General features: G+C 61.5%; 19 protein-coding genes and 2 tRNA genes. 4 read left to right on the top strand and 17 right to left on the bottom strand.

What is annotated here, in order from left to right:
- Positions 1-80 precede the first annotated feature (80 nt).
- From dnaB to rnr, 7 genes are all read right to left on the bottom strand, one after another.
- Positions 81-1,478: a replicative DNA helicase gene (dnaB, locus tag CXQ81_RS05330; RefSeq protein ID WP_007921486.1), complete on the bottom strand. Its 1,398-nt coding sequence runs from the start codon at positions 1,476-1,478 to the stop codon at positions 81-83.
- Positions 1,479-1,612: 134 nt separating this feature from the next.
- Positions 1,613-2,059, bottom strand: coding sequence for a 50S ribosomal protein L9 (gene rplI, locus CXQ81_RS05325; RefSeq protein WP_007921484.1), 447 nt, complete (start codon positions 2,057-2,059; stop codon positions 1,613-1,615).
- A gap of 21 nt (positions 2,060-2,080) precedes the next feature.
- Positions 2,081-2,980 carry a hypothetical protein gene (locus tag CXQ81_RS05320; protein WP_009041913.1) on the bottom strand — a complete coding sequence of 300 codons (900 nt, stop codon included), beginning with the start codon at positions 2,978-2,980 and terminating at the stop codon, positions 2,081-2,083.
- 36 nt (positions 2,981-3,016) lie between these two features.
- A complete protein-coding gene (rpsR, locus tag CXQ81_RS05315; protein ID WP_002551829.1) occupies positions 3,017-3,247 on the bottom strand; it encodes a 30S ribosomal protein S18 in 231 nt (76 codons plus the stop codon).
- 28 nt (positions 3,248-3,275) lie between these two features.
- Entirely contained in the window at positions 3,276-3,701 is a 426-nt protein-coding gene (gene rpsF, locus CXQ81_RS05310) for a 30S ribosomal protein S6 (protein WP_007921481.1), read from the bottom strand.
- Between the two features lie 275 nt (positions 3,702-3,976).
- Positions 3,977-4,744, bottom strand: coding sequence for a 23S rRNA (guanosine(2251)-2'-O)-methyltransferase RlmB (gene rlmB, locus CXQ81_RS05305; protein ID WP_007921480.1), 768 nt, complete (start codon positions 4,742-4,744; stop codon positions 3,977-3,979).
- Positions 4,741-7,347, bottom strand: a complete 2,607-nt coding sequence (gene rnr, locus CXQ81_RS05300; protein WP_101336680.1) for a ribonuclease R — start codon at positions 7,345-7,347, stop codon at positions 4,741-4,743. Before rnr ends, rlmB begins: the two co-directional genes overlap by 4 nt.
- 224 nt (positions 7,348-7,571) lie before the next feature.
- Here rnr and CXQ81_RS05295 point away from each other — a divergent pair.
- From CXQ81_RS05295 to CXQ81_RS05280, 4 genes are all read left to right on the top strand, one after another.
- Positions 7,572-7,658, top strand: a tRNA-Leu gene (locus tag CXQ81_RS05295).
- A 170-nt stretch (positions 7,659-7,828) separates the two neighbouring features.
- Positions 7,829-7,915: transfer RNA gene (locus tag CXQ81_RS05290), tRNA-Leu, on the top strand.
- Between the two features lie 201 nt (positions 7,916-8,116).
- Complete coding sequence (locus CXQ81_RS05285; protein ID WP_101336679.1) at positions 8,117-9,142, top strand: extracellular solute-binding protein; 1,026 nt, start codon at positions 8,117-8,119, stop codon at positions 9,140-9,142.
- Positions 9,142-10,707, top strand: a complete 1,566-nt coding sequence (locus CXQ81_RS05280) for an iron ABC transporter permease (protein WP_101336678.1) — start codon at positions 9,142-9,144, stop codon at positions 10,705-10,707. The genes CXQ81_RS05285 and CXQ81_RS05280 overlap by 1 nt, the downstream gene beginning before the upstream one ends.
- Before the next feature lie 63 nt (positions 10,708-10,770).
- Here CXQ81_RS05280 and CXQ81_RS05275 read toward each other — a convergent pair whose 3' ends face one another.
- From CXQ81_RS05275 to CXQ81_RS05230, 10 genes are all read right to left on the bottom strand, one after another.
- Entirely contained in the window at positions 10,771-12,705 is a 1,935-nt protein-coding gene (locus CXQ81_RS05275) for a methyl-accepting chemotaxis protein (protein WP_053259425.1), read from the bottom strand.
- Positions 12,706-12,843: 138 nt separating this feature from the next.
- A complete protein-coding gene (locus tag CXQ81_RS05270) occupies positions 12,844-14,136 on the bottom strand; it encodes an adenylosuccinate synthase (RefSeq protein ID WP_009041907.1) in 1,293 nt (430 codons plus the stop codon).
- 54 nt (positions 14,137-14,190) lie between these two features.
- A complete protein-coding gene (locus CXQ81_RS05265; RefSeq protein ID WP_009046692.1) occupies positions 14,191-15,378 on the bottom strand; it encodes an ATP phosphoribosyltransferase regulatory subunit in 1,188 nt (395 codons plus the stop codon).
- Positions 15,379-15,692: 314 nt separating this feature from the next.
- Positions 15,693-16,562 carry a protease modulator HflC gene (gene hflC, locus CXQ81_RS05260; protein ID WP_007921367.1) on the bottom strand — a complete coding sequence of 290 codons (870 nt, stop codon included), beginning with the start codon at positions 16,560-16,562 and terminating at the stop codon, positions 15,693-15,695.
- Entirely contained in the window at positions 16,562-17,731 is a 1,170-nt protein-coding gene (gene hflK / locus CXQ81_RS05255; protein ID WP_007921369.1) for an FtsH protease activity modulator HflK, read from the bottom strand. Before hflK ends, hflC begins: the two co-directional genes overlap by 1 nt.
- 96 nt (positions 17,732-17,827) lie before the next feature.
- Positions 17,828-19,129, bottom strand: a complete 1,302-nt coding sequence (gene hflX / locus CXQ81_RS05250) for a ribosome rescue GTPase HflX (protein WP_007921372.1) — start codon at positions 19,127-19,129, stop codon at positions 17,828-17,830.
- Between the two features lie 12 nt (positions 19,130-19,141).
- Complete coding sequence (hfq, locus tag CXQ81_RS05245) at positions 19,142-19,402, bottom strand: RNA chaperone Hfq (protein ID WP_007921378.1); 261 nt, start codon at positions 19,400-19,402, stop codon at positions 19,142-19,144.
- Positions 19,403-19,495: 93 nt separating this feature from the next.
- A complete protein-coding gene (miaA, locus tag CXQ81_RS05240) occupies positions 19,496-20,467 on the bottom strand; it encodes a tRNA (adenosine(37)-N6)-dimethylallyltransferase MiaA (RefSeq protein WP_053259423.1) in 972 nt (323 codons plus the stop codon).
- On the bottom strand, positions 20,467-22,377 hold the full coding sequence (mutL, locus tag CXQ81_RS05235) for a DNA mismatch repair endonuclease MutL (protein ID WP_101336677.1): 1,911 nt from the start codon (positions 22,375-22,377) through the stop codon (positions 20,467-20,469). The genes miaA and mutL overlap by 1 nt, the downstream gene beginning before the upstream one ends.
- Entirely contained in the window at positions 22,374-23,801 is a 1,428-nt protein-coding gene (locus CXQ81_RS05230; RefSeq protein ID WP_202949036.1) for an N-acetylmuramoyl-L-alanine amidase, read from the bottom strand. The genes mutL and CXQ81_RS05230 overlap by 4 nt, the downstream gene beginning before the upstream one ends.
- Between the last annotated feature and the right edge of the window lie 2 nt (positions 23,802-23,803).

Raw genomic sequence — 23,803 nt, 5'->3', positions numbered from 1 at the left:
TGCGCGGCAGACGCAACGCTCACCCATCGAACGAAGGCCCTGCGGCCTCTGTCGCAGCCTGCGGCAGCGGCTACGGCTGTTTATTCGTCGTCGTCGAAGTTGTAGCTGCCCGGCGCGAGGTTCTCGAAGCGGGTGTACTTGCCGATGAACGCCAGGCGGATAAAGCCGATGGGGCCGTTCCGCTGCTTGCCGATGATGATCTCGGCAATGCCCTTGTGCTCGGTCTCGGGGTGATACACCTCGTCCCGGTACACGAACATGATGACGTCGGCGTCCTGCTCGATCGCTCCGGATTCCCGCAAGTCGGAGTTCACCGGGCGCTTGTTCGGGCGCTGCTCAAGGGAGCGGTTGAGCTGGGACAAGGCCACTACCGGGCAGTTGAATTCCTTGGCCAGGGCCTTGAGGGAACGGGAGATCTCGGAAATCTCGTTGGTCCGGTTGTCGCCGCTGGAACCCGGGATCTGCATCAGCTGCAGGTAGTCGATCATGATCAGGGCGATGTCGCCGTGCTCACGCACCAGGCGGCGGGTCCGCGCGCGCATTTCCGAAGGGCTGATACCGGCGGTGTCGTCGATGAACAGCTTGCGATCGTTGAGCAGGTTGACCGCCGAGGTCAGGCGCGGCCAGTCGTCGTCTTCCAGCTGGCCGGAACGCACCTTGGTCTGGTCGATACGGCCGAGGGACGACAGCATACGCATGATCAGCGATTCGCCTGGCATCTCGAGGGAGTACACCAGCACCGCCTTGTCGCTGCGCAGTACGGCGTTTTCCACCAGGTTCATGGCAAAGGTGGTCTTACCCATGGACGGACGACCGGCGACGATGATCAGGTCGGCGGGCTGCAGGCCGCTGGTCTTCTCGTCGAGGTCGGTGTAGCCGGTGGACAGGCCGGTGATGGCGTTGTCGGTGTTGAACAGGGTGTCGATGCGGTCGATGGCCTTGGTCAGCAACTCGTTGACGCCCACCGGGCCGCCGGTCTTCGGACGCGCTTCGGCGATCTGGAAGATCTGCCGTTCGGCTTCGTCGAGAATCTCTTCGGCGGTGCGGCCTTCGGGGTTGAAGGCGCTGTCGGCGATCTCGGTGCTGATGCCGATCAGCTGGCGCAGGGTGGCGCGCTGGCGAACGATCTGCGCATAGGCCTTGATGTTGGCCACCGACGGCGTGTTCTTCGCCAGTTCGCCCAGGTAACCCAAGCCGCCGACCTGGGACGTCTGGCCTTCCTTGTCCAACTGCTCGGACAGGGTCACGACGTCGATCGGCATGTTCTGATCGGCCAGCTTGGCGATCGCACGGAAGATCAGGCGGTGGTCATGTCGATAGAAATCGCCGTCGGAGACTTGATCGAGCACCCGCTCCCAGGCGTTGTTGTCCAGCATCAGACCACCGAGCACGGCCTGTTCGGCCTCGATGGAATGTGGCGGCACCTTCAGGGCAGCGGTTTGCAGATCGTATTGCTCGGGAGCGGAGATATCGTTCATGGCCACTTGGTTTTTTAGGAAAAGCAGGGGTTTGAAAAACTGAGGGTACAGAAAGACAAAGGGCACGACCTGTAAACAGGATCGTGCCCGATGTTACCGGCTAGCTCCCGAGGGTGCCAGCCGACAAGTACTGCTTAAGCTGCTACCACGACAACGCGTACGGTAGCTTCAACTTCAGCGTGCAGGTGCACGGCTACGTCGAATTCACCTACGTTGCGGATGGTGCCGTTCGGCAGACGAACTTCGCTTTTTGCAACTTCAACGCCGGAGGCAGTCAGTGCATCAGCGATGTCGTGGGTGCCGATCGAACCGAACAGCTTGCCTTCGTCACCAGCGGTGGCAGTGATAGTCACTTCCAGCTCAGCCAGTTGGGCAGCGCGAGTTTCGGCAGAAGCCTTTTTCTCTGCAGCCAGTTTTTCCAGCTCGGCACGACGCGCTTCGAACGCAGCCAGGTTGGCAGCGGTAGCAGCGGTGGCTTTGCCGAAAGGCAGCAGGTAGTTACGGCCGTAACCAGCCTTAACGTTTACCTTATCGCCCAGGTTGCCCAGGTTGGCGATTTTTTCCAGCAGGATCAGTTCCATTTGGTAATAACCTCTTAACTTTTAACCTTCACCGTTCGCAGGACCGTTATCGGCGTCTTTCGGCGCCGAACGACCGCGAAAATCAATCAGGCTGTCGACTATGGCCAACACCACGAGCAACGGATAGATCAGCTGCATAAACAGCAACAGCGTTACGTACAACCCCACCAGCCAGAACCTGGCCAGTCGCCCTTGCGCCACCAGCCCGTGAATCAGGGCCAGCCCAGCGAACACCAGCGGTACGCTGCACAACGGCGTCAGCATCGCCATCTGTGGACCGAGGTTCGGTCCCAGCAGCATGCAGGCCAGCAGCAACATCGCCAGTCCCAGCGGGAGCTTGATAGCGCGAAACTCGCGCCCAAAACCACCCGGGTTGTACAACAACGCCTGCCAGTAGCGCCCGACAATCAGGCTCAGCACACTGACGACCTGCAACAAAGCCGCAATCAGGCCGGTCAGGACCGGTGCGATCAGTGAGGCGAGACGAGCCCGCTCTTCAACCGACAGCTGCTGGTAGAGATCACCGAGGGCCAACGGCAGGATTTTTACCAACTCCTGCGAGAGCATCTCGATCTGGGGGCGGTAAGCCACACCCAGCACTCCAGCAAACACCAGGCCCAGCGCTATGCTGACCAGCAGCACACGGTTCCAGGATTCGCTTGCGCGCAAAACCAACGCAAGGCCCGAAGACCCGAGCAACACCATGAGTGCGCGTGGATCGTCGGAATACAGCCACCAGAACAATGCTGGCAGCAATCCCAGGGCGAGGACACCAAGGGCGTCGCTCAAACCGCGCCGCAGGAGCACCAGGCTTCCCGCAGCAGCACCCAACCAATACAACAACGGCAATGCCGCACATCCGGCCACTACCAGAGTGGCCTGCATACGGCCGCGCATGATGAACTCAGCTAAGGCGCGCATGCATTCAATCCCTTACTACTTGTCGACTGCCCGGTCTCAGCGGCCGTGGCTGTCGGTGTAGGCCAGCAGGGCCAGGAAGCGGGCGCGCTTGATAGCGGTGGCCAGCTGACGCTGATAACGAGCTTTGGTACCGGTGATACGGCTTGGAACGATTTTGCCGGTCTCGGATACGTAGGCTTTCAGAGTGTTGAGATCTTTGTAATCGATCTCTTTCACGTCTTCAGCGGTGAAGCGGCAGAATTTACGACGACGGAAGAAACGTGCCATGTAATTGGCTCCTCAAAAGGTCCGTGGATTACTCGTCAGCGTTATCGCTGGCGTCGCTGTTATCGCTGTCATCGCCATCGGCGCTGTCAGAATGCTCAGGACGGTCACGACGCTCACGGCGCTCACTGCGGTTCTCTTCAGCCTTGAGCATCTCGGATTGGCCAGTGATGGCTTCTTCGCGACGGATGACCAGGTTACGGATCACAGCATCGTTGTAACGGAAGTTGTCTTCCAGCTCAGCCAGGGCTTTACCGGTGCACTCAACGTTCAGCATCACGTAGTGAGCCTTGTGAACATTGTTGATTGCGTAGGCCAGTTGACGACGGCCCCAGTCTTCCAGACGGTGGATTTTGCCGCCGTCTTCTTCGATCAGCTTGGTGTAACGCTCAACCATGCCGCCGACTTGCTCGCTCTGGTCAGGGTGGACCAGAAAGATGATTTCGTAATGACGCATGAATGCTCCTTACGGGTTGTAGCCTGCCGCTCAAAAGCGGTCAGACAAGGAGTGAATGACACTTGTGTGTCTTGCCTCAGAGATAGGCACATATGCGCCTGCCGCAACGGCAAGGGGCGCAATTGTAGAGAAGGGGGAACAGCGGCGCAAGGCAATTGGTGATTATTTGAACAATCAGTGCCGACCCATAAACCTGTAGGAGCGAGCTTGCTCGCGATAGCGGCACATCTGACACACCGCATCGCGAGCAAGCTCGCCCCTACCGATAGATTGGATCAAGCTTTTTTGGCGGCAGCCTTGGCCTTGGCCGCACGCTGGCGCGTGGCCTCGAACAGGCACACACCGGTAGCCACGGAAACGTTGAGACTGCTGACGCTACCGGCCATCGGCAGGCGCACCAGGAAATCGCAATGCTCGCGGGTGAGGCGACGCATACCCTTGCCTTCGGCGCCCATGATCAGGATGGTCGGCCCGGTCAGGTCCTGGTCATACAGTTCCTGCTCGGCTTCGCCAGCCGTGCCGACGACCCACAGGCCGCGCTGCTGAAGCTTTTCCAGGGTGCGCGCGAGGTTGGTCACGGCCACCAGCGGAATCACTTCCGCGGCGCCGCACGCCACTTTACGCACGGTCGGGGTCAGGGTCGCCGATTTGTCTTTCGGCACCAGCACCGCCAGCGCACCGGCCGCATCGGCAGTGCGCAGGCAGGCGCCAAGGTTATGCGGGTCGGTCACGCCGTCCAGCACGAGAAGCAGCGGCGCACCCTCGGTACGGTCGAGCAACTCATCGAGCATCGCTTCGCCCCAGACCTGGCTTGGGCTTACTTCAGCCACGACGCCCTGGTGAACGCCTTCGACCCAGGCATCCATTTCGCGACGCTCGGCCTGCCCGACCGCCACGCGATTCTGCCCGGCCAGGTCCACCAGCACCTGTACACGCGGATCGCTACGGCCTTCGGCCAGCCAGATCTGCTTGACGCGCTTGGGGTGGTGACGCAGCAATGCTTCTACAGCGTGCACGCCGTAGATCTTTTCCAACTGACTCATGACTTGGCCTTGGGTTTACGCGCCCCGCCGCTTTTCGTTGCAGGACCTGCGCCCGCTTTCGGCGGACCTTTACGATGTTTGCTCGGCTTGCTGGACGCCGGCTTTCCGGACTTTCCCCCAGACGCCGCTTTACCGCCGCTCTTGGCTTCGGCCAGCAACGCCTGCTTCATTTCACGACTCTTGCGCACTTCGGCGTTTTTCGCCGCCGCATCGCTGGAGCGGTAGGCCTCGACCGGCTTCTCCTTGGCCGGACCACGACGCCCGGCCTTGGCTGGGGCAGGCTCGGCAGCCGTCTTGGCCGGAGGCGCATCGACAGCGCCACGCTTTTTGCGACCGATCGGTGCGCTGATGGTTTTTTCCGCCATCTCGAAGTCGATCTTGCGCTCGTCCAGATCGACGCGCATGACCCGCACTTCCACGCTGTCACCCAGGCGGAAGCTGCGGCCGGTACGCTCACCGGCGAGGCGGTGATGCACGGGATCGAAGTGGTAGTAGTCGCCCGGCAGCGCCGTGACATGCACCAGACCTTCGACATAGATATCGGTCAGTTCGACGAACAGGCCAAAACCGGTCACAGCAGTGATCACGCCCGGGAAGGCCTCGCCCACGCGGTCTTTCATGTATTCGCACTTGAGCCAGTTCACCACGTCGCGGGTCGCTTCGTCGGCACGCCGCTCGCTCATCGAGCACTGCTCGCCAAGCTGCTCGAGAATCGCCTCGTCGTAGGGATAGATGCGCGCCTTCGGAATGCTCATCGCTCCGGCACGACGCACATGAGGCGTGTTCTGCTTGGAATGGATGACACTGCGAATCGCCCGGTGCGTCAGCAGGTCCGGGTAACGGCGAATCGGCGAGGTGAAGTGGGTATAGGCTTCGTAGTTCAGGCCGAAGTGGCCCTGATTGTCAGCGCTGTACACCGCCTGGCTCAAGGAGCGCAGCATCACGGTCTGGATCAGATGGAAGTCCGGACGATCCTTGATGCTTTCCAGCAGGGCCTGGTAGTCCTTCGGCGTCGGGCCGTCCTTGCCTTTATGCAGGGACAGGCCTAGCTCGCCGAGGAAGGCGCGCAGTTTTTCCAGGCGCTCTGGCGGCGGACCGTCGTGAACGCGATAGAGCGCGGGGATTTCGTGCTTCTTGAGGAATTCGGCGGTGGCCACGTTGGCCGCCAGCATGCATTCCTCGATCAGCTTGTGCGCATCGTTACGGGTAGTCGGACGAATTTCGGCGATCTTGCGCTCGGAGCCGAAGATGATCCGGGTTTCCTGGGTCTCGAAGTCGATGGCGCCACGGGTATGACGGGCACCGAGCAGAACCTTGTACAGCGCATAAAGCTGCTTGAGGTGCGGCACGACATCGGCGTATTCGCCACGCAGCTGCTTAGCCTCGCTGGTTTTCGGCTGCTCGAGGATAGTGCTGACCTTGTTGTAGGTCAGGCGCGCCTTGGAATGGATCACCGCTTCGTAGAACTGATAGTCGGTCATCTCGCCGGATTTGGAGATGGTCATCTCGCACACCATGGCCAGACGATCGACTTTCGGGTTCAGCGAGCACAGGCCGTTGGACAGCTGTTCCGGCAGCATCGGCACCACGCGCTCGGGGAAATACACCGAGTTGCCGCGCACCTGAGCCTCGGCATCCAGCGCCGAACCGATCTTCACGTAACTGGAAACGTCGGCAATCGCCACGTACAGCTTCCAGCCACCGCCGAACAGGCGCAGCTTGCCAGGCTTGGCTTCGCAATAGACCGCATCGTCGAAGTCGCGAGCGTCTTCGCCGTCGATGGTGACGAACGGCAGATCACGCAGGTCGATGCGCTTCTCTTTGTCCTTCTCTTCGACTTCCGGCTTGAGCTTGCCGGCTTCCTTCAGCACCGCCTCGGGCCAGACGTGAGGAATATCGTAGGTGCGCAAGGCAACATCGATTTCCATGCCCGGGGCCATGTAGTTGCCCACGACCTCGACCACGTCGCCTTGCGGCTGGAAGCGCGGAGTCGGCCAGTGGGTGATCTTCACCTCGACGAACTGGCCGATCTTGGCGCCGGCATTGCGACCCGGGGTCACCAGCACTTCCTGCTGGATCTTCGGGTTGTCCGCCACCACAAAACCGATTCCGCCTTCTTCGAAATAACGGCCGACGATGCTCTCGTGGGCACGGGACACTACTTCGACGATCATGCCTTCGCGGCGACCGCGGCGATCCAGACCGGAAACCCGGGCCAGTGCACGGTCGCCATCGAACACCAGGCGCATCTGCGCCGGGCTCATGAACAGGTCGTCGCTGCCGTCATCGGGAACCAGGAAGCCGAAGCCGTCACGGTGACCACTGATACGGCCGAGGATCAGGTCGAGCTTGTCCACCGGTGCATATGTGCCGCGACGGGTGTAGATCAGTTGGGCATCGCGCTCCATGGCGCGCAGGCGGCGGCGCAGGGCTTCGATCTGGTCTTCTGTGGTCAGACCAAACTCTTCGACCAACTGTTCGCGGTTAGCAGGCGAACCCCGATCAGCAAGGTGCTGAAGGATCAGTTCGCGGCTAGGGATAGGGTTTTCATATTTTTCCGCTTCACGAGCGGCCTCGGGATCGAGGGACTGCCAATCGGCCATTAGATAAATTTCACCTTGTCTATATGCGGGTTAGTTTGGCATACGCGTATTGAAACGGGAAATTTCAGGCTAAGACAGGCTCCGAAAAGTCCTTTAGAGGCTTCAGAACCATCCTGCAAAAGCCGTCGGCAAATTTTTTTCAATATTTTCAAGATCAGGGGTTTACAGCTCAAAAGGTGGTCCGTATAGTGCGCGCCATCGACGACGGAGACGTTGCCGATACTGCCCAGATGGTGAAATTGGTAGACACGCCAGCTTCAGGTGCTGGTGGCCGCAAGGCCGTGGAAGTTCGAGTCTTCTTCTGGGCACCAATTCAGAGCTGTAGATCGCTTGAATCTTCAGGCTCCTCCAAAAACCCGCGAAAGCGGGTTTTTGCATTCTAAGTGTTTGATTTATTGAATCTAAGTCAAAACAGGGCTTTACAGATTCAAAGGCGCTCCGTATAGTTCGCCCCATCAACAGCGGCAACGCTGCTGATACTGCCCAGATGGTGAAATTGGTAGACACGCCAGCTTCAGGTGCTGGTGGCCGCAAGGCCGTGGAAGTTCGAGTCTTCTTCTGGGCACCACATTCAAGTTTCACAGCATAGCTGTGAAGCCTCACAAAAACCCGCGAAAGCGGGTTTTTGCGTTTCTGGCCCACAACAATCATTTCCCCCGCCCAAGCGCCCCTCCTTCAGGACTATCCGGCCCGCCAAGCCGCACATGAGAAACAATATCGTTTATGATTGTTACAAGTTTTTGCGGCACCACAGTGAGGAACCCTGCGAATGATGTTTAGAAACATCCCCCTTCCAACATCCCTTCTGCGTGGCTTGACCATCACTTTGCTGGGCCTGGCCCTGGCATCTCCATTCACTCAAGCAGCCGATCCGGCTTCCCTGACGCTGTACAACGGCCAGCACAAGGAAGTCGGCGACGCCATCGCCAAGGCTTTCGAGGCCAAGACCGGCATTCACGTCAATGTGCGCAAGGGCAGCAGCAACCAGCTCGCCAGCCAGATCGTGGAAGAAGGCGAGCGCTCCCCCGCCGACGTGATCTACACCGAAGAATCGCCGCCCCTGAACAAACTCGGCGAGCAAGGCCTGCTGGCCAAGACCGATGCTGCGACCCTTGAAGTCCTGCCCAAGGACTACGTCGCCGGTAACGGCACCTGGATCGGCATTACCGCCCGAGTTCGCGTGGTAGCGTTCAACCCGAAGCTGATCGACGAAAAAGACCTGCCTGCATCAGTGATGGAGTTCTCCCAGCCACAATGGCAAGGCAAGGTAGGCTTCGTCCCCACCAGCGGTGCATTTCAGGAACAGGCCGTGGCAATCATCAAGCTGCACGGGATGGACGCCGCCGAAGAATGGCTGACCGGCCTGCGCGCTTTCGGCAAGACCTACAGCAATAATATGGTGGCCTTGAAGGCCGTGGAAAACGGCGAAGTCGCCACCGTGCTGGTGAACAACTACTACTGGTTCGCCCTGCAACGGGAGAAAGGCCAGCTTGACTCGAAGCTGCACTATTTCACCGGCGGCGATGCCGGCGGATTAATCACCGTATCCAGCGCCGCGGTACTCAAGTCCAGCAAACACCCCAAAGAAGCCCAGCAATTCCTCGCCTATATGGCCAGCGAAGAAGGCCAGCGCGTAATCACCCAGACCACCGCAGAATATCCGCTGCGCAAAGGCCTGGAGTCGGATCGAGGCCTCAAGCCGTTCAGTGAACTGCAAGCGCCGAAAGTCACCCCGGCCGACCTCGGCAACGCCGAAGAAGCCCTGGAACTGGAACGCGAAGTCGGCCTGAACTGATGAGCCGATCGCTGCCCGCCCCCGCCTCGCGCACGAACTGCATACCGAGGCGCAAGGGGCCATCGATCTGGCTGCTGCTACCGGTTCTGTTGCTGGTCGGGCTCAGCCTGCTGCCATTGCTCTATGTCGGGCTCAAGGCCTGGCAGGCTGGCTGGGCCGAAGCCCTGCACCTGCTGTGGCGCCCCTATGTATTCGGCCTGCTGCGCAACACCCTGCTATTGCTCATTGGCGTGACCGTTACCTGCGCTATCGTCGGCCTGTCCCTGGCCTGGCTGCTGGAACGCAGCGACTTGCCGGGGCGACGCCTCTGGGGCGTGATCTTGTGCCTGCCCTTTGCCGTACCGGCCTTTGTCAGCAGCTTCACCTGGGTCTCCCTCAGCGCCAGCTTCGAAGGCCTGGGCGGGGCCATCCTGGTCATGAGCCTGTCCAAGTACCCGCTGGTATTCCTGCCTGTGGCGGCTACCCTGCGCAATCTCGACCCCTCCCTGGAGGAATCGGCCCGCACCCTCGGGCAGAATCGCTGGGGCGTTTTCTTCCGGATCACCCTGCCCCTGCTCTGGCCCTCGCTGCTGGCCGGTTCGCTACTGATCGCCCTGCACATGCTGGTGGAGTTCGGTGCACTGTCGATTATCGGCCTGCAAACCTTCACCACCGCGATCTACCAACAGTTCGAACTGGAGTTCAGCAATGCCAACGCGGCGATGCTTTCCGCCGTGCTGCTAGCGCTGTGCCTGGCCCTGCTGTGGCTGGAGTTGCGGGTTCGCGGCAAAGGCCGCCATGTACGAACCGGCCAGGGCGCGGCGCGACATGCCGAGCAGGTGCGCCTCGGCAAGTGGGCAATTGGCGGACAACTGTACTGCGCGCTGCTGACCCTGATCGGCAGCGGCATTCCGCTGGGCATGCTGGCGTACTGGCTGGCCGTCGGCTCATCAGCCGCTTTCCCGGTAGCTGCCATCAGCGAAGCCCTGCTCTCCTCCCTGGCGCTATCGTTGGGTGGCGCGGCGCTGTGCCTGGTGCTGGCGGTACCGGTCGGACTGCTGGTGGTGCGCCACAAGGGCCGCCTGGCACTCTGGGCCGAACGCCTGCCTTACCTGCTGCACGCCCTGCCAGGCTTGGTGATCGCCCTGACGCTGGTGTTCTTTGCCCTGCACTACGTGCCAGCGCTGTATCAGACCTCAGCCCTGTTGCTGATCGCCTACGCCCTGCTGTTCCTGCCCCTGGCGCAGGCACCGATCCGCACCGCCCTGAACAAGGCGGCGCCGCAACTCGAGGAAGCCGCCCGCACCCTGGGCGCCTCCTCATTCACGGCCTTCTGCCGCGTGACCCTGCCGATCATTTTTCCGGCTTTGGGCGCCGCCTTTGCCTTGGTATTCCTGGATGCCATGAAGGAGCTGACGGCCACCCTGCTACTCAGCCCGACCGGACTGAATACACTGGCAACGGAAGTCTGGGCGCACACGGCGAATGTGGAGTTTGCCGCCGCAGCGCCTTATGCGGCGCTGTTGATCTTGGTATCGGGACTACCGGTCTATCTGCTGACGACACGGATGTATCTGAGCCGCTGAGCCCACTCCTACAGAAAGCTTTCTGTAGGAGCCCCGCCCCGAGCATTCAAGCCTCGTGAACACTCAAGCCCGGAACTGCCCCAGGCTGGCCTTCAATTGGGCTGCCAGGCTATCCAGTACCTTGCCGCTGGCCGTGGTCTCCACCACAGCCTGAGCTGCCCGCTCAGCCTGGGCATGGATGGTCTCGACCCTACCGCGCACCGCTTGCGCGCCCTGAGCCTGATGGGCAGCCGCCTGGGTCGCCAGGCCAATCGCCGCGTGCACCTGCTCCACCGACGACTGCACCGATTGTTGCAGCCGCGCACTGTCGCGCAACACCAGCAACCCTTCGCTGGCCTGCCTTCCAGCCTGGCCGATCGCCGCCACCGCCTCGCGCGCGCCCTGCTGCAGCGCACCGATATGCGCCTGGATATCGCCGGTAGAGCTTTGCGTCTTGCTCGCCAGCGCCCTGACCTCATCGGCTACCACCGCAAAGCCGCGCCCGGTTTCCCCGGCCCGCGCCGCTTCAATGGCCGCATTCAAGGCCAGCAGGTTGGTCTGCTCGGCAATCCCATGAATCACCGTCAACACCACCTCGATCTGTTCGCTCTGCTGCGCCAGGCGCTCGATGACCTTGGCCCCCGTGTCGACCTGCCCCGCCAGTGCCTCGATCAGACCGCCCACCTGGGCCGAGGTCCGAGTGTTTTCGTCGGTCGCCTGACGGATCTCCACCACCTGCTGCAAGGCCGCCTGCATCGCCTGGCTTTCCGCCTGGGCTTCGTCAGCCATCTGCGACAGCGCCCGCAAACTCTCCGCCACCTCGTCACGCTGGGCCTCGGCCGCGGCGTCCGCCCCAGCATTACGCAGGCTCATCGCGCCGATTTCGACGCCAGTACGCTGCGCCACATCGCCGGCCTCACGCACGATCGGCTGCAACTTGTCGACAAAACGATTGACCGCCGAGGCCATGTCGCCGATCTCATCATTGCTGTTGAGCTGGACCCGCTTGGTCAGATCACCCTCACCGGCGGCCAGATCGTTTAGCGCGGCGATCAGCAGATGCAGCTTGCTGACCACTCGCCGCCCCAGCACCACCGCCAGCAACAGCAAGACCCCGCAGCCGACCAGCGCCAGGCCCATGCCGATGCGCCAGCGCAGGGTGGCCGCCGCGTCCTGCACGGTACCCGCGGTGTTGGCCTGCATGTCCGAAGCGGTGGTCTGCGCCGACTGCAGGCGCGCACGCATGGCCGCCGAACTGTCCGCCGAAGCGCCCTTGAGGCTATCGCCGACCAGCTGATCGCTGCTGGCGATCAAGGCCTCGAAACGCTTGTCCAGCGCCGCCACATCCGCCTCGACCGACGCCGTGGAAACCCCCATCAGCACCTTGCCGATCTCCACGCCGTTAGGACTGATGGAGGCTTCCAGGTAGTAGACCGATGGATCGTTCTTGGCCGCGTCCAGCACCTTGTCCAGGGCACGCTCGCCCTTGCCCTTTTCCAGCAGCGCCTTGTTGATCGGGTTTTCCCGGTTCAGATAGCGGGTCAGGTGCTCGCCATTGGCATCGTCGTACACCACGAACAGCACGTTGGGATTGCGCTGGGCGCGCCGGGCGAACTCGGAGAGGGTCGGAACGTCGCTGTCCCACATGGCGCGCGGGGCCACCGAAGCGAGCAACTGGGCCATATCGTTGGCTGAATCCTTGAGATCCTTCTCCAGCGTTGCGCGCAATTGCGCCTGCTCCTCTTCCAGGCGCGAGGAAAGCCCGGCGGTCAAGCGTTGCCGGGTGTTGCTGGAAAGGCTTTCCAGGCTCGAGGTGACCTCACGAGCCGCCTGCTCCAGTTCGCCGGACAGCTTCTGGCTATCGACGCCCAGACGAGCGGCCAGATCCGCCTCCAGCGCCGTTACCGTGCTCCGGGTCAGGGCAACGGCAACCAGCACCTGCACCAAAAGGGCGATACCAAGGGTAACGAACACAGGCCGCAACAAACGGCTTTGTAACAGTGAGAGAACGGCCGACACAGGAAATCCCTCTACTTCAACGCCATCAAATTGATGGCACTCTGGAAGAGCAAATCACAGCAAGGGTCGTGCCGCTCGGCAGGCAGAAACGACAAAGGCCCCTATGAAGGGGCCTTTGTTTTTTACATCAACAGCTTATCAAGCAAACGGGTGACGCAGAACGATGGTCTCGTTGCGGTCCGGGCCTGTCGAAATAATGTCGATCGGCGCGCCGACCAGCTCTTCGATACGCTTGATGTAGGCACGGGCAGCGGCCGGCAACTCTTCCAGGGTCTTGGCCCCCAGGGTCGACTCGCTCCAGCCTGGCATCTGCTCGTATACCGGCTCCAGGCCGATATAGCTGTCTGCGTCGGTTGGCGCGTCGATGACTGCGCCATCCTGGTTTTTGTAACCCACGCAGATGTTGATGGTTTCCAGGCCGTCCAGTACGTCCAGCTTGGTCAGGCACAGGCCCGAGATGCTGTTGACGTCGATGGCGCGACGCAGGATGACGGCATCGAACCAGCCGCAACGGCGGGCACGGCCGGTGGTTGCACCGAACTCATGGCCACGCTTGGCCAGGAAAGCGCCCACGTCATCGAACAGTTCGGTCGGGAACGGACCCGAACCTACACGAGTGGTGTAGGCCTTGGTGATACCGAGGATGTAGTCCAGGTACATCGGGCCAACGCCCGAACCGGTGGCGATGCCGCCGGCAGTGGTGTTGGAGCTGGTGACGTACGGGTAGGTACCGTGGTCGATGTCCAGCAGCGAGCCCTGGGCGCCTTCGAACATGATGTCCTTGCCCGCGCGACGCAGCTGGTGCAGCTCGGCGGTCACGTCCAGCATCATCGGCTTGAGCAGCTCGGCGTACTCCATGCACTCGTCGAGCGTCTTCTGGAAGTCGATGGCCGGCTCTTTGTAGTAATTGACCAGTACGAAGTTGTGGTAGTCCAGCAACTCGCCCAGCTTCGCGGCGAAACGCTCGCGGTGGAACAGGTCGCCGATACGCAGGCCGCGACGAGCGACCTTGTCTTCGTAAGCCGGGCCGATGCCGCGACCGGTGGTACCGATCTTCTGCTCGCCGCGGGCCTTTTCACGCGCCTGATCCAGCGCTACGTGGTAGGACAGGATCAGCGGGCAGGATGGGCTGATACGCAGGCGCTCACGCACCGGTACGCCTTTCTCTTCCAGCTTGACGATTTCACGCAGCAAGGCGTCCGGCGCAACCACCACGCCGTTGCCGATCAGGCACTGGACGCCTTCGCGCAGCACACCCGAAGGGATCAGGTGCAAGACGGTTTTCTCGCCGTCGATCACCAGGGTGTGGCCAGCGTTGTGGCCACCTTGGTAGCGCACTACGGCGGCAGCATGTTCGGTCAGCAGATCAACGATCTTGCCTTTGCCCTCATCACCCCACTGGGTGCCCAGGACTACGACATTCTTACCCATAACACTTGTCCTCATTCGCGCAAACTTGGTGCCGGCAACGGCCGGCGGGAAAACTCAAGAAGCCAGCGGCAATACTTGCCAAAGCCCGTTCTGCTGAATCAATTGCCGGTCGCAGTCCGCTTCACGGGCGGCGGCCAATGGTTGTCCAGGCAAGGCCTGAACCACGCGCTGACCCTCACTGCGCAACTGGCAAACCTGCTGCCAGAGGGCTGCATCCGTACTGTCCGGCATCCAGATACCGCCAGACGGTAGCTCGATCTCAGCACGCCCCAGGGTCACCAGGGTTTTCAAATCGGTAGAGAAGCCGGTTGCCGGACGGGCGCGACCGAAGTCGGCGCCGATGTCGTCGTAACGACCGCCCTGGGCAATGGACTGGCCAACGCCCGGCACGAACACCGCGAATACCACACCGGTGTGGTAGTGGTAGCCACGCAACTCGCCCAGGTCGAAGTACAGCGGCAATTCAGGGAAACGCACGGAAAGACGCTCGGCAATCGCCAACAGGTCGTCCAGGGCCGCCAGCACCGGCGCCGGCGCATTGGCCAGGCGTTCGCGGGCTGCAGCCAGTACTTCACGGCCGCCGCACAGGTCGACCAGCGCCCGCAGCATGCCGGACAGGTCGGCCGGCAGGCCTTCGGTCAAGGTAATGACTTCATCGATGGCCTTGCGTTGCAGGGCATCGAACAGCTGCTGTTCCACTTCGCCGGAGAGACCGGCCGCGCGGGCCAGGCCACGGTAGATACCGACATGCCCCAGATCCATGTGCACATCCGGCACATCGGCCAGTTGCAGCATCGCCAGCATCAGGCTGATGACTTCTACGTCGCTGCTCGGGCTCGCATCGCCATACAACTCGGCACCCAGCTGGATCGGGCTGCGCGAGGATGACAAGGCACGCGGCTGCGCATGCAGCACGCTACCGGCGTAACACAGGCGGCTCGGGCCTTCACGACGCAGGGTATGCGCATCGATACGGGCCACCTGCGGCGTAATGTCGGCGCGGAAACCCATCTGCCGACCCGATTGCGGGTCGATGACCTTGAAGGTACGCAGATCGAGGTCCTGGCCCGCGCCAGTCAGCAAGGATTCCAGGTACTCGATATGAGGGGTCACGACGAACTCGTAACCCCAGCTCTGGAACAGATCCAACACCTGGCGACGCGCAACTTCAATGCGCGCCGCCTCAGGTGGCAGTACTTCTTCGATGCCATCTGGCAGCAGCCAGCGGTCTACCGTTGCCATTACGCCATTCCCCTGTGATCCAGGCGGCCAGCCTATGGGCGGGCCTTGAGTGAAGCAGAAAATGATCGGCCCATGTGCAAACCACGCGCATGGGCGACGGGGCGAAAAGCCTGAAACCGGCTTCGCCACTCACTTTCCTCGAAAAAACTGTCGAGTCGTTCAACTCGTCGTCTTGCACCAACAACCACAATCAAACGTGCAGACGCAAAAAAGCCGGGAATTTCCCGGCTGCCGCATCATACACTCGTTTTCCCAAAGGATCACCCCGCCAGACACTTTAGCCGCCGGGCGGGGCGATTCAGGTCAACGTCGCATCAAGGCTTGGCCTTTTCCAGGTAACGGAAAAAGTCGCTGCTTGGGTCTAGGACCATGACGTCGGATTTGTTCGCGAAGCTTTCACGATAGGCACGCAGGCTACGGTAGAAACCGTAGAATTCCTGGTCCTGACCGTAGGCCTTGGAGTAGATGGCTGCGGCCTGGGCGTCGCCATCACCGCGAATCTCTTCCGACTCACGATAGGCTTCGGCCAGCAGTACGCGGCGCTGACGATCGGCGTCGGCACGAATACCTTCCGCCAGCTCGTTACCCTTGGCGCGATGCTCACGCGCTTCACGCTCACGCTCGGTGCTCATACGCTCGAAGACGCTGCGGTTCACTTCCTTCGGCAAGTCGATGGTCTTGACCCGGACATCGACCACTTCGATGCCAAGCTCTTTCTCGGCCATCTTGTTGAGCGAAGCCGTGATGTCCGCCATCAGCGCATCACGCTCACCGGAAACCACTTCGTGCAGGGTGCGCTTGCCGAACTGGTCACGCAGGCCCGACTCCAGACGACGGGAAAGACGCTCGTCGGCGATCTGCTTGAGGCCGGAAGTCGCGGTATAGAAACGCTCCGCATCCTTCACGCGCCATTTGGCATAGGCATCGACCATCACGGCTTTCTTTTCCAGCGTCAGGAAACGCTGGGTCGGTGCATCCAGGGTCATCAGGCGAGCGTCGAACTTACGCACCTGGTTCACATAGGGCACTTTCACATGCAGGCCCGGCTGAACGTCAGCCTGGACCACACGACCGAACTGCAGCAACACCGCGCGCTCGGTCTGAGCGACGATGTAGAAGCAGTTCCAGGCAGCGATCGCCACGACGACGCCAACGATAAGGGCGATCAGCGATTTATTGCTCATCAGCGACTCTCCCTGGTACGCGCTTGCTGTTGCTGCAGATCAGCTGCCGCACGCGCATTCGCTTCGTTGCTGCTGGCTGCTGCGCCGGTCACCGGAGCACTGGTGCTACGGCCACTTTCGACCATTTTGTCCAGCGGCAGGTACAGCAGATTGCTCTGGCCGTTCTTGTTGCCGGTCACGAGAACCTTGCTGGTATTGCTGAAGACTTCCTGCATGGTGTCCAGGTACAGACGCTCACGGGTCACTTCAGGCGCCTTGCGGTATTCGGCCACCAGCTTGGTGAAGCGATCGGCCTCACCCTTGGCGCGGGAAACCACTTCGCCACGGTAACCGTTGGCATCCTCGATGATGCGCTGGGCCTGACCACGGGCTTCCGGCACGACGCCGTTGGCGTAGGTTTCAGCCTGGTTGCGCGAACGCTGCTCGTCTTCACGGGCACGGATCACGTCATCGAAGGCTTCCTGCACTTCACGCGGTGCCGCTGCGCTCTGTACGTTCACCTGGGTAACGGTGATACCGGTGCGATAGGTATCGAGGAAGCGTTGCAGACGCTCCTTGATTTCGCTGGCCATCAACTCACGACCTTCGGTCAGCACCTGGTCCATCGCGGTGGAACCCACTACGTGGCGCAGCGCACTGTCGGTGGCGTGCTGCAGGCTGATTTCCGGCTGATCGACGTTCAGCACGAAGTCCTGCAAGTTGCTGATCTTGTACTGCACGGTCAGCGGCACTTCGACGATGTTCTCGTCTTCAGTCAGCATTTGACCCTGCTTGGTATAGGCACGCTCGCGCGTGACGTTTTCCATGTACTTGCGATCGATCGGCGGGAAGTAGATGTTCAGGCCCGGGCCGACGGTTTCGTAGTACTTGCCGAAGCGCAGTACCACGGCCTGCTCCTGCTCGTCCACGACATACACCGCGCTGTACAGCCACACGGCCGCCAGCACGACCAGACCGATACCGAGCAGGCCGAGACCGCCGCCCTTGCCGGAACTGCCACCATCGTCACCACGTTTCTTGCCACCACCGAACAACCCATTCAGGCTTTCCTGCAGCTTGCGGAAGGCCTCGTCGAGATCCGGTGGCCCCTTGCGGTCGCCATTGTTGCGGCGCTTACCACCCCAAGGATCCTGATTATTCGAGTTGCCACCCGGCTCATTCCAAGCCATAGCGCTCTCCATCTGATAAAGCAAAGACGCACCCACGGCGCGCCGACCAATGCTACAGAATGCCTGCTACAGCGGCACAACCGCTTTCTCAGGCTTTTATTGCAAAGTGTGTTGCTCGATGAACTCCAGCGGCTGCATGCCTTCGCGGCTTACCAGTCGATTCAGCTCGACTCGCGGCAAGCGGACAGCCAGCAGACTGACACCTTCCTCGTCGTGATCTTCTTTCTGCACTGCGCCCAACTCGAAGAACTGCGCTCGCAGTCGAGCAAAACGCTGCGGCAAGCGCAAGGTGCCTACAAACAAATCCTCACCGAGCAACTCGGCAATGGCCTGCTTGAGCAGGTCCAGCCCTTGCCCTTCACGAGCCGACAACCAGACCCGCTGCGGCTTGCCATCGGCATCGCGCTGGATCTGCGGGTCTACTCCCTCGAGCAAATCGAGTTTGTTATAGACCTCCAGTATCGGCAAGTCCTGGGCCCCGATCTCGCCGAGCACCACCATGACCTGTTCGATCTGGGCCATGCGCTCCGGCTCATGGGCATCGATCACATGCAACAGCAGGTCGGAGTTGCTCGACTCTTCGAGCGTAGCCCGAAACGCCTCGACCAGTTTGTGCGGCAGATGACGAATGAACCCCACGGTATCGGCCAACACGACCGGACCAAGATCGTCCAGTTCGAGCCGGCGCAAGGTCGGATCGAGGGTGGCGAACAGTTGGTTGGCCGCAAACACATCGGACTCGGTCACGGAGTTGAACAAGGTGGACTTGCCGGCGTTGGTGTAGCCCACCAACGATACCGAAGGAATGTCGGCACGCTTGCGCCCGCGACGGGCCTGCTCACGCTGGCTGCGAACTTTCTCCAGCCGGGCCTTGATCTGCCGCAGGCGAACCCGCAGAAGACGCCGGTCGGTCTCGAGCTGGGTTTCACCCGGACCACGCAAGCCGATACCGCCCTTCTGCCGCTCAAGGTGAGTCCAGCCACGAACCAGACGGGTACTCATATATTCAAGCTGGGCCAGTTCTACCTGGAGCTTGCCTTCGTGAGTGCGGGCGCGCTGGGCGAAAATATCGAGAATCAGACCCGTGCGGTCAATCACGCGACACTCGAAAGCACGTTCGAGGTTACGTTCCTGACTGGGTGTGAGGATGTGATTGAAAATCACCAGGTCGACCTGTTCGGCTTTGACCAGGTCGCGTAATTCTTCGACCTTGCCGCTGCCAACCAGGTACTTGGCGGTTGGCCGATGACGCGGCACGTTAACAAACGCGACGGTCTCGGCGCCGGCCGATATTGCCAACTCCTGAAACTCCTGCGGATCTTCGCGCGCCTCAGGGTCCTGACCATCCAAGTGAACGAGAATTGCACGTTCACCACCACCGTGGCGCTCAAAGAACAAAGGAGACTCCTATCAGGCGTTACCTGGCTCAGCGTCACCCTGTTCGGATTCGGATGCGCTAGGCAGGCGAATTGGACGAACCGGCACCACTGTCGAGATAGCGTGCTTGTAAACCATTTGGCTGACGGTGTTCTTCAGCAGGATGACGAACTGGTCGAAAGACTCGATCGTACCTTGCAGCTTGATCCCGTTGACCAGATAGATGGAAACCCCAACTTTCTCTTTACGTAAAGTATTCAAGTAAGGGTCTTGTAGCGAATGCCCTTTTGACATGTGCCGCACTCCTTTAAGGATCAATAATAAAAAATCGGAAAACAGATGGCTAAAACCGCCCCACCCCCAAGGATAGACGGCAATTGCAAGGACTCAGCTCAATATGGAGACCGTTCCCAGGTATTTCAAGGCGCGTGGCAGATTGTCGCAATCCAGGCTGTCCAGCCAGTGTAAATCAGCCCAGCTGCGTAACCAGGTGAACTGGCGCTTCGCCAATTGGCGCGTGGCAATGATGCCGCGCTCCTGCATCTCGGCGAATGTCAGCTTGCCATCCAGATGATCCCAGACCTGTCGGTAGCCTACAGCACGTATAGACGGCAACCCGGCATGCAGGTCACTTCTAGAGCGCAGAGCTACGACCTCGTCGACGAATCCCTGTTCCAACATAATTGTGAATCTTTGTGCAATACGCTCATGCAGTACCTGACGGTTTGCCGGGGCAATGGCCAAGTTCGCGACAGTATAGGGCAATTGTCCCCGTCCCGAAGCGGCTGCTTCAGTACTTTGCGCAGATTGTCGCAGTCTGTGGGCGGTCATGCTCAGGCCGCTGACCCGATAGACTTCCAGCGCCCGGGTCAGGCGCTGCGGATCATTGGGATGAATCCGCGCCGCCGATTCGGGGTCGATTATCGCCAGTTGGTCATGCAAGGCTTGCCAGCCAAGGCGTGCGGCCTCTTCTTCCAGCTCCGCGCGAACCTGTGGGTCGGCCGGCGGCATGTCTGCCAGGCCTTCGAGCAAAGCCTTGTAATAGAGCATCGTGCCGCCCACCAGCAGCGGAATCTTGCCGCGCGCGGTGATATCGGCCATGGCGGCCAGCGCATCGGTGCGGAAATCCGCCGCCGAATAGCTCTCGGCCGGGTCGAGAATATCGATCAGACGGTGTGGAAACTCGGCCAGGATTTCCTTGGACGGCTTGGCGGTGCCTATGTCCATGCCACGGTAGACCAGCGCCGAATCGACGCTGATCAGTTCGCAAGGCAGAACCTTGGTGAGCTCGATGGCCAGGTCGGTCTTGCCAGCGGCAGTCGGGCCCATCAGGAAGATCGCTGGAGGAAGCTGGCTCATCAACGACCGCGCAAGAAGAGTTTGTCCAGATCGTCCAGGCCCAACTGGGTCCAGGTCGGTCGGCCATGGTTGCATTGACCGCTGCGCTCGGTGTTTTCCATGTCGCGCAACAAGCCGTTCATTTCCGGCAGGGCCAGGCGGCGATTGGCACGGATCGCACCGTGGCAGGCCATGGTACCCAGCAACTCGTTGAGGTGCGCCTGGATACGATCGCTGGTGCCGTACTCCATCAGGTCGGCCAGGACGTCATGCACCAGGCGATTGGCTTCCGCCTGCTTGAGCAAGGCCGGAATCTGCCGGATCGCCAGCGATTCCGGGCCCAGGCGCTGCAACTCGAAGCCCAGGCGCTGGAACCAGCCGACATGCTCCTCGGCACAATCCGCTTCGCGCTGGCTGACCGCGATCGACTCCGGCACCAGCAGCGGCTGGCCACTCAGGCCTTCGCTGGCCATCGCCACCTTCAGGCGCTCGTACATGATCCGCTCGTGGGCCGCGTGCATGTCCACCAGCACCAGGCCCTGGGCGTTTTCCGCGAGGATATAGATGCCTTTGAGCTGCGCCAGCGCATAGCCCAGCGGCGGGATATCGCCCTGGGCATCCGGCAAGGACGCTGCGCCGGATTCCGGCAGTGGCGCGAAGAACTCACGATAGGCGCTTTGCGCCTCGGCCGCCGGCAGCACTGGCTGCGGACGCGGCGTGTACTGATACTGATAACCCGCGCCCGAGCCAGTCCCCGGCGGATTGAACGCCGGCTGGGCCTGCGGCTGCTCCAGCGTCATGTTCGCCGCCAGACGCATTTCACCCTGGGGGCCGAACTCGCCGGCCTCGATCCCGCTCGGCCGCACGATGCCGGCGACCGCGGCCGGCGCCGCCAGATGGTCTTCCGGTCGGACATCGCCGAGGGCGCGATGCAGGGTGCCATACAGGAAGTCGTGGACCATGCGTCCGTCGCGAAAGCGCACTTCGTGTTTGGTCGGGTGCACGTTGACGTCGACCACCGCCGGGTCGACTTCGAAGAACAGCACAAAGGTCGGATGCCGGCCGTTGAACAGCACGTCGCGGTAAGCCTGGCGCACCGCATGGGCCACCAGCTTGTCGCGCACCGCACGACCGTTGACGTAGAAATACTGCAGGTCCGCCTGGCTGCGGGAAAAGGTCGGCAAGCCTACCCAACCCCACAGATGCAGGCCATTACGTTCGACCTCGATCGGCAACGCCTGCTCGAGAAAGCCCGAACCGCACACCGCCGCTACACGCCGCGCACGCGCCACATCATCGTTGGCTTCATGCAGGCTGAGAACGCTTTTACCGTTATGGCGCAGGTGAAAAGCCACGTCGAAACGCGCCAGAGCCAGGCGCTTGATCACTTCCTGCAGGTGATCGAACTCGGTTTTCTCGGCCTTGAGAAACTTGCGCCGGGCCGGGGTATTGAAGAACAGGTCGCGGACTTCCACCGAGGTACCGACCGGATGGGCCGCCGGCTGCACGCGCGGGGCCATGTCGCGGCCTTCGGTTTCCACCTGCCAGGCCTGATCGGCGTCGCGGGTACGGGAAGTCAGGGTCAATCGCGCGACCGAACTGATGGAAGCCAGTGCCTCTCCACGAAAACCCAGGCTCATGACCTGCTCCAGGTCCTCAAGGTTGCGAATCTTGCTGGTGGCGTGGCGCGCCAGGGCTAGCGGCAGATCGTCCGCGGAAATGCCGCTACCGTCGTCGCGTACCCGCAGCAACTTGACACCCGCCTGCTCGACATCCACATCGATACGCTTGGCCCCGGAGTCCAGGCTGTTCTCCAGCAATTCCTTGATCACCGAGGCCGGACGTTCGACCACCTCACCGGCGGCAATCTGGTTCGCCAGTCGCGGGCTGAGCAGCTCGATCCGGGCGCTGCTGATGACTGCGTCATTCATTCCTTGGCCGCCAGTTCTGTACCCGGGATGGTGAGGGTCTGACCGATTTTCAGCTCATCGCTGCTCAGGTTGTTGGCGCTGCGCAGGGTGGCGGCGGAAACCTGATAACGCACGGCGATCATCGCCAGGGTTTCCCCCGGGCTCACGCGGTGGTCGCGAGGTCCCTGGGCAATCTTCCCGGAATCACGCAGCCAGGCGATGTAGGTGCCCGGCGGTGGATTCTGCTGGAAGAACTGCCGCACACCGCTGCTGATGGAGCGCGCCAGTGCCTGCTGGTGGCTGACAGTGGCCAGCTTGGACGCTTCGTTGGCATTGGAGATAAAGCCGGTTTCCACCAGGATCGACGGAATGTCCGGAGACTTGAGCACCATGAACCCGGCCTGTTCGACGCGCTGCTTGTGCAGCGGGGTGACCCGGCCGATGTTGCTGAGTACTTTCTGGCCGACGTTGAGACTGGAAGTCAGCGAGGCCGTCATGGACAAGTCCAGCAGTACTCCGGCGAGCATCCGGTCCTTGTCATCGAGGCTGACGTTGCCGGCCCCGCCGATCAGGTCGGAACGGTTTTCGCTGTCCGCCAGCCAGCGGGCCGTCTCGGACGTGGCGCCACGGTCGGAGAGCGCGAACACCGAGGCCCCGAAGGCCGCGCGGGACGGTGCCGCGTCGGCGTGGATCGAGACGAACAGGTCGGCGCCTTTCTTGCGGGCGATCTCGGTGCGGCCGCGCAGCGGGATGAAGTAGTCGCCGGTACGGGTCAGCTCGGCGCGGAAGCCCTTGAGGCCGTTGATCTGGCGCTGCAGTTCGCGGGCGATGGCCAGCACCACGTCTTTCTCATGCTGGCCGCGCGAGCCGGAGGCACCCGGGTCCTCGCCACCGTGACCGGCATCGATGACCACGACGATATCGCGCTTGCCGGCCGGGGCCGGTGGCAGCTTGATCTCAGGCTTGGTCGGCGTTACCGGGACCGCCGGCACAGTCGCGACATTCGGCGCGGGCGGCGGCGTTGGCGCGGCGTCGGCCGGGTTGTCGAACAGGTCGACCACCAGGCGATTGCCGTACTGGGCATTGGGCGTCAGGGTAAAACTCTTGGGGGTGACGGCCTTTTTCAGGTCGATGACCACCCGCAGGTCGGTAGGCGTGCGCTGGGCCGAACGCATGGCGGTAATCGGCGTATTCGCCGTGGAGACATTCAGCGGCCCGCCGAGGGTCGCACCGTTGATATCGATCACCAGACGATCAGGGGCCGTCAGGGTGAAGACGCTGTGCTGGACCGGCCCGGACAGGTCAAATACCAGTCGAGTGTTATCCGGTGCCCGCCACAGGCGAACGCTACGGACCTGTGTAGCGGCCAGAGCGTCGACGGCCAATGCCGTAAGCAACAGTCCTACGACAGCAACCAACGCGCGAATGCGCATACCTAACCCCATCA

Origin of the sequence: Pseudomonas sp. 09C 129 (assembly GCF_002843625.1) — a bacterium.
Taxonomy (GTDB): domain Bacteria; phylum Pseudomonadota; class Gammaproteobacteria; order Pseudomonadales; family Pseudomonadaceae; genus Aquipseudomonas; species Aquipseudomonas chlororaphis.
This window is presented reverse-complemented; position numbering and strand designations above follow the sequence as displayed.

Excerpts from the sequence above, each read along its gene's own strand:
- hflK (WP_007921369.1), bottom strand. The coding sequence starts at position 17,731 with ATGGCTTGGAATGAGCCGGGTGGCAACTCGAATAATCAGGATCCTTGG.
- dnaB (WP_007921486.1), bottom strand. The coding sequence starts at position 1,478 with ATGAACGATATCTCCGCTCCCGAGCAATACGATCTGCAAACCGCTGCC.
- CXQ81_RS05230 (WP_202949036.1), bottom strand. The coding sequence starts at position 23,801 with ATGGGGTTAGGTATGCGCATTCGCGCGTTGGTTGCTGTCGTAGGACTG.
- rnr (WP_101336680.1), bottom strand. The coding sequence starts at position 7,347 with ATGGCCGATTGGCAGTCCCTCGATCCCGAGGCCGCTCGTGAAGCGGAA.
- CXQ81_RS05280 (WP_101336678.1), top strand. The coding sequence starts at position 9,142 with ATGAGCCGATCGCTGCCCGCCCCCGCCTCGCGCACGAACTGCATACCG.
- CXQ81_RS05285 (WP_101336679.1), top strand. The coding sequence starts at position 8,117 with ATGATGTTTAGAAACATCCCCCTTCCAACATCCCTTCTGCGTGGCTTG.
- rpsF (WP_007921481.1), bottom strand. The coding sequence starts at position 3,701 with ATGCGTCATTACGAAATCATCTTTCTGGTCCACCCTGACCAGAGCGAG.
- rplI (WP_007921484.1), bottom strand. The coding sequence starts at position 2,059 with ATGGAACTGATCCTGCTGGAAAAAATCGCCAACCTGGGCAACCTGGGC.
- mutL (WP_101336677.1), bottom strand. The coding sequence starts at position 22,377 with ATGAATGACGCAGTCATCAGCAGCGCCCGGATCGAGCTGCTCAGCCCG.
- rpsR (WP_002551829.1), bottom strand. The coding sequence starts at position 3,247 with ATGGCACGTTTCTTCCGTCGTCGTAAATTCTGCCGCTTCACCGCTGAA.
- CXQ81_RS05320 (WP_009041913.1), bottom strand. The coding sequence starts at position 2,980 with ATGCGCGCCTTAGCTGAGTTCATCATGCGCGGCCGTATGCAGGCCACT.
- miaA (WP_053259423.1), bottom strand. The coding sequence starts at position 20,467 with ATGAGCCAGCTTCCTCCAGCGATCTTCCTGATGGGCCCGACTGCCGCT.
- CXQ81_RS05270 (WP_009041907.1), bottom strand. The coding sequence starts at position 14,136 with ATGGGTAAGAATGTCGTAGTCCTGGGCACCCAGTGGGGTGATGAGGGC.
- hflC (WP_007921367.1), bottom strand. The coding sequence starts at position 16,562 with ATGAGCAATAAATCGCTGATCGCCCTTATCGTTGGCGTCGTCGTGGCG.
- CXQ81_RS05265 (WP_009046692.1), bottom strand. The coding sequence starts at position 15,378 with ATGGCAACGGTAGACCGCTGGCTGCTGCCAGATGGCATCGAAGAAGTA.
- rlmB (WP_007921480.1), bottom strand. The coding sequence starts at position 4,744 with ATGAGTCAGTTGGAAAAGATCTACGGCGTGCACGCTGTAGAAGCATTG.
- hfq (WP_007921378.1), bottom strand. The coding sequence starts at position 19,402 with ATGTCAAAAGGGCATTCGCTACAAGACCCTTACTTGAATACTTTACGT.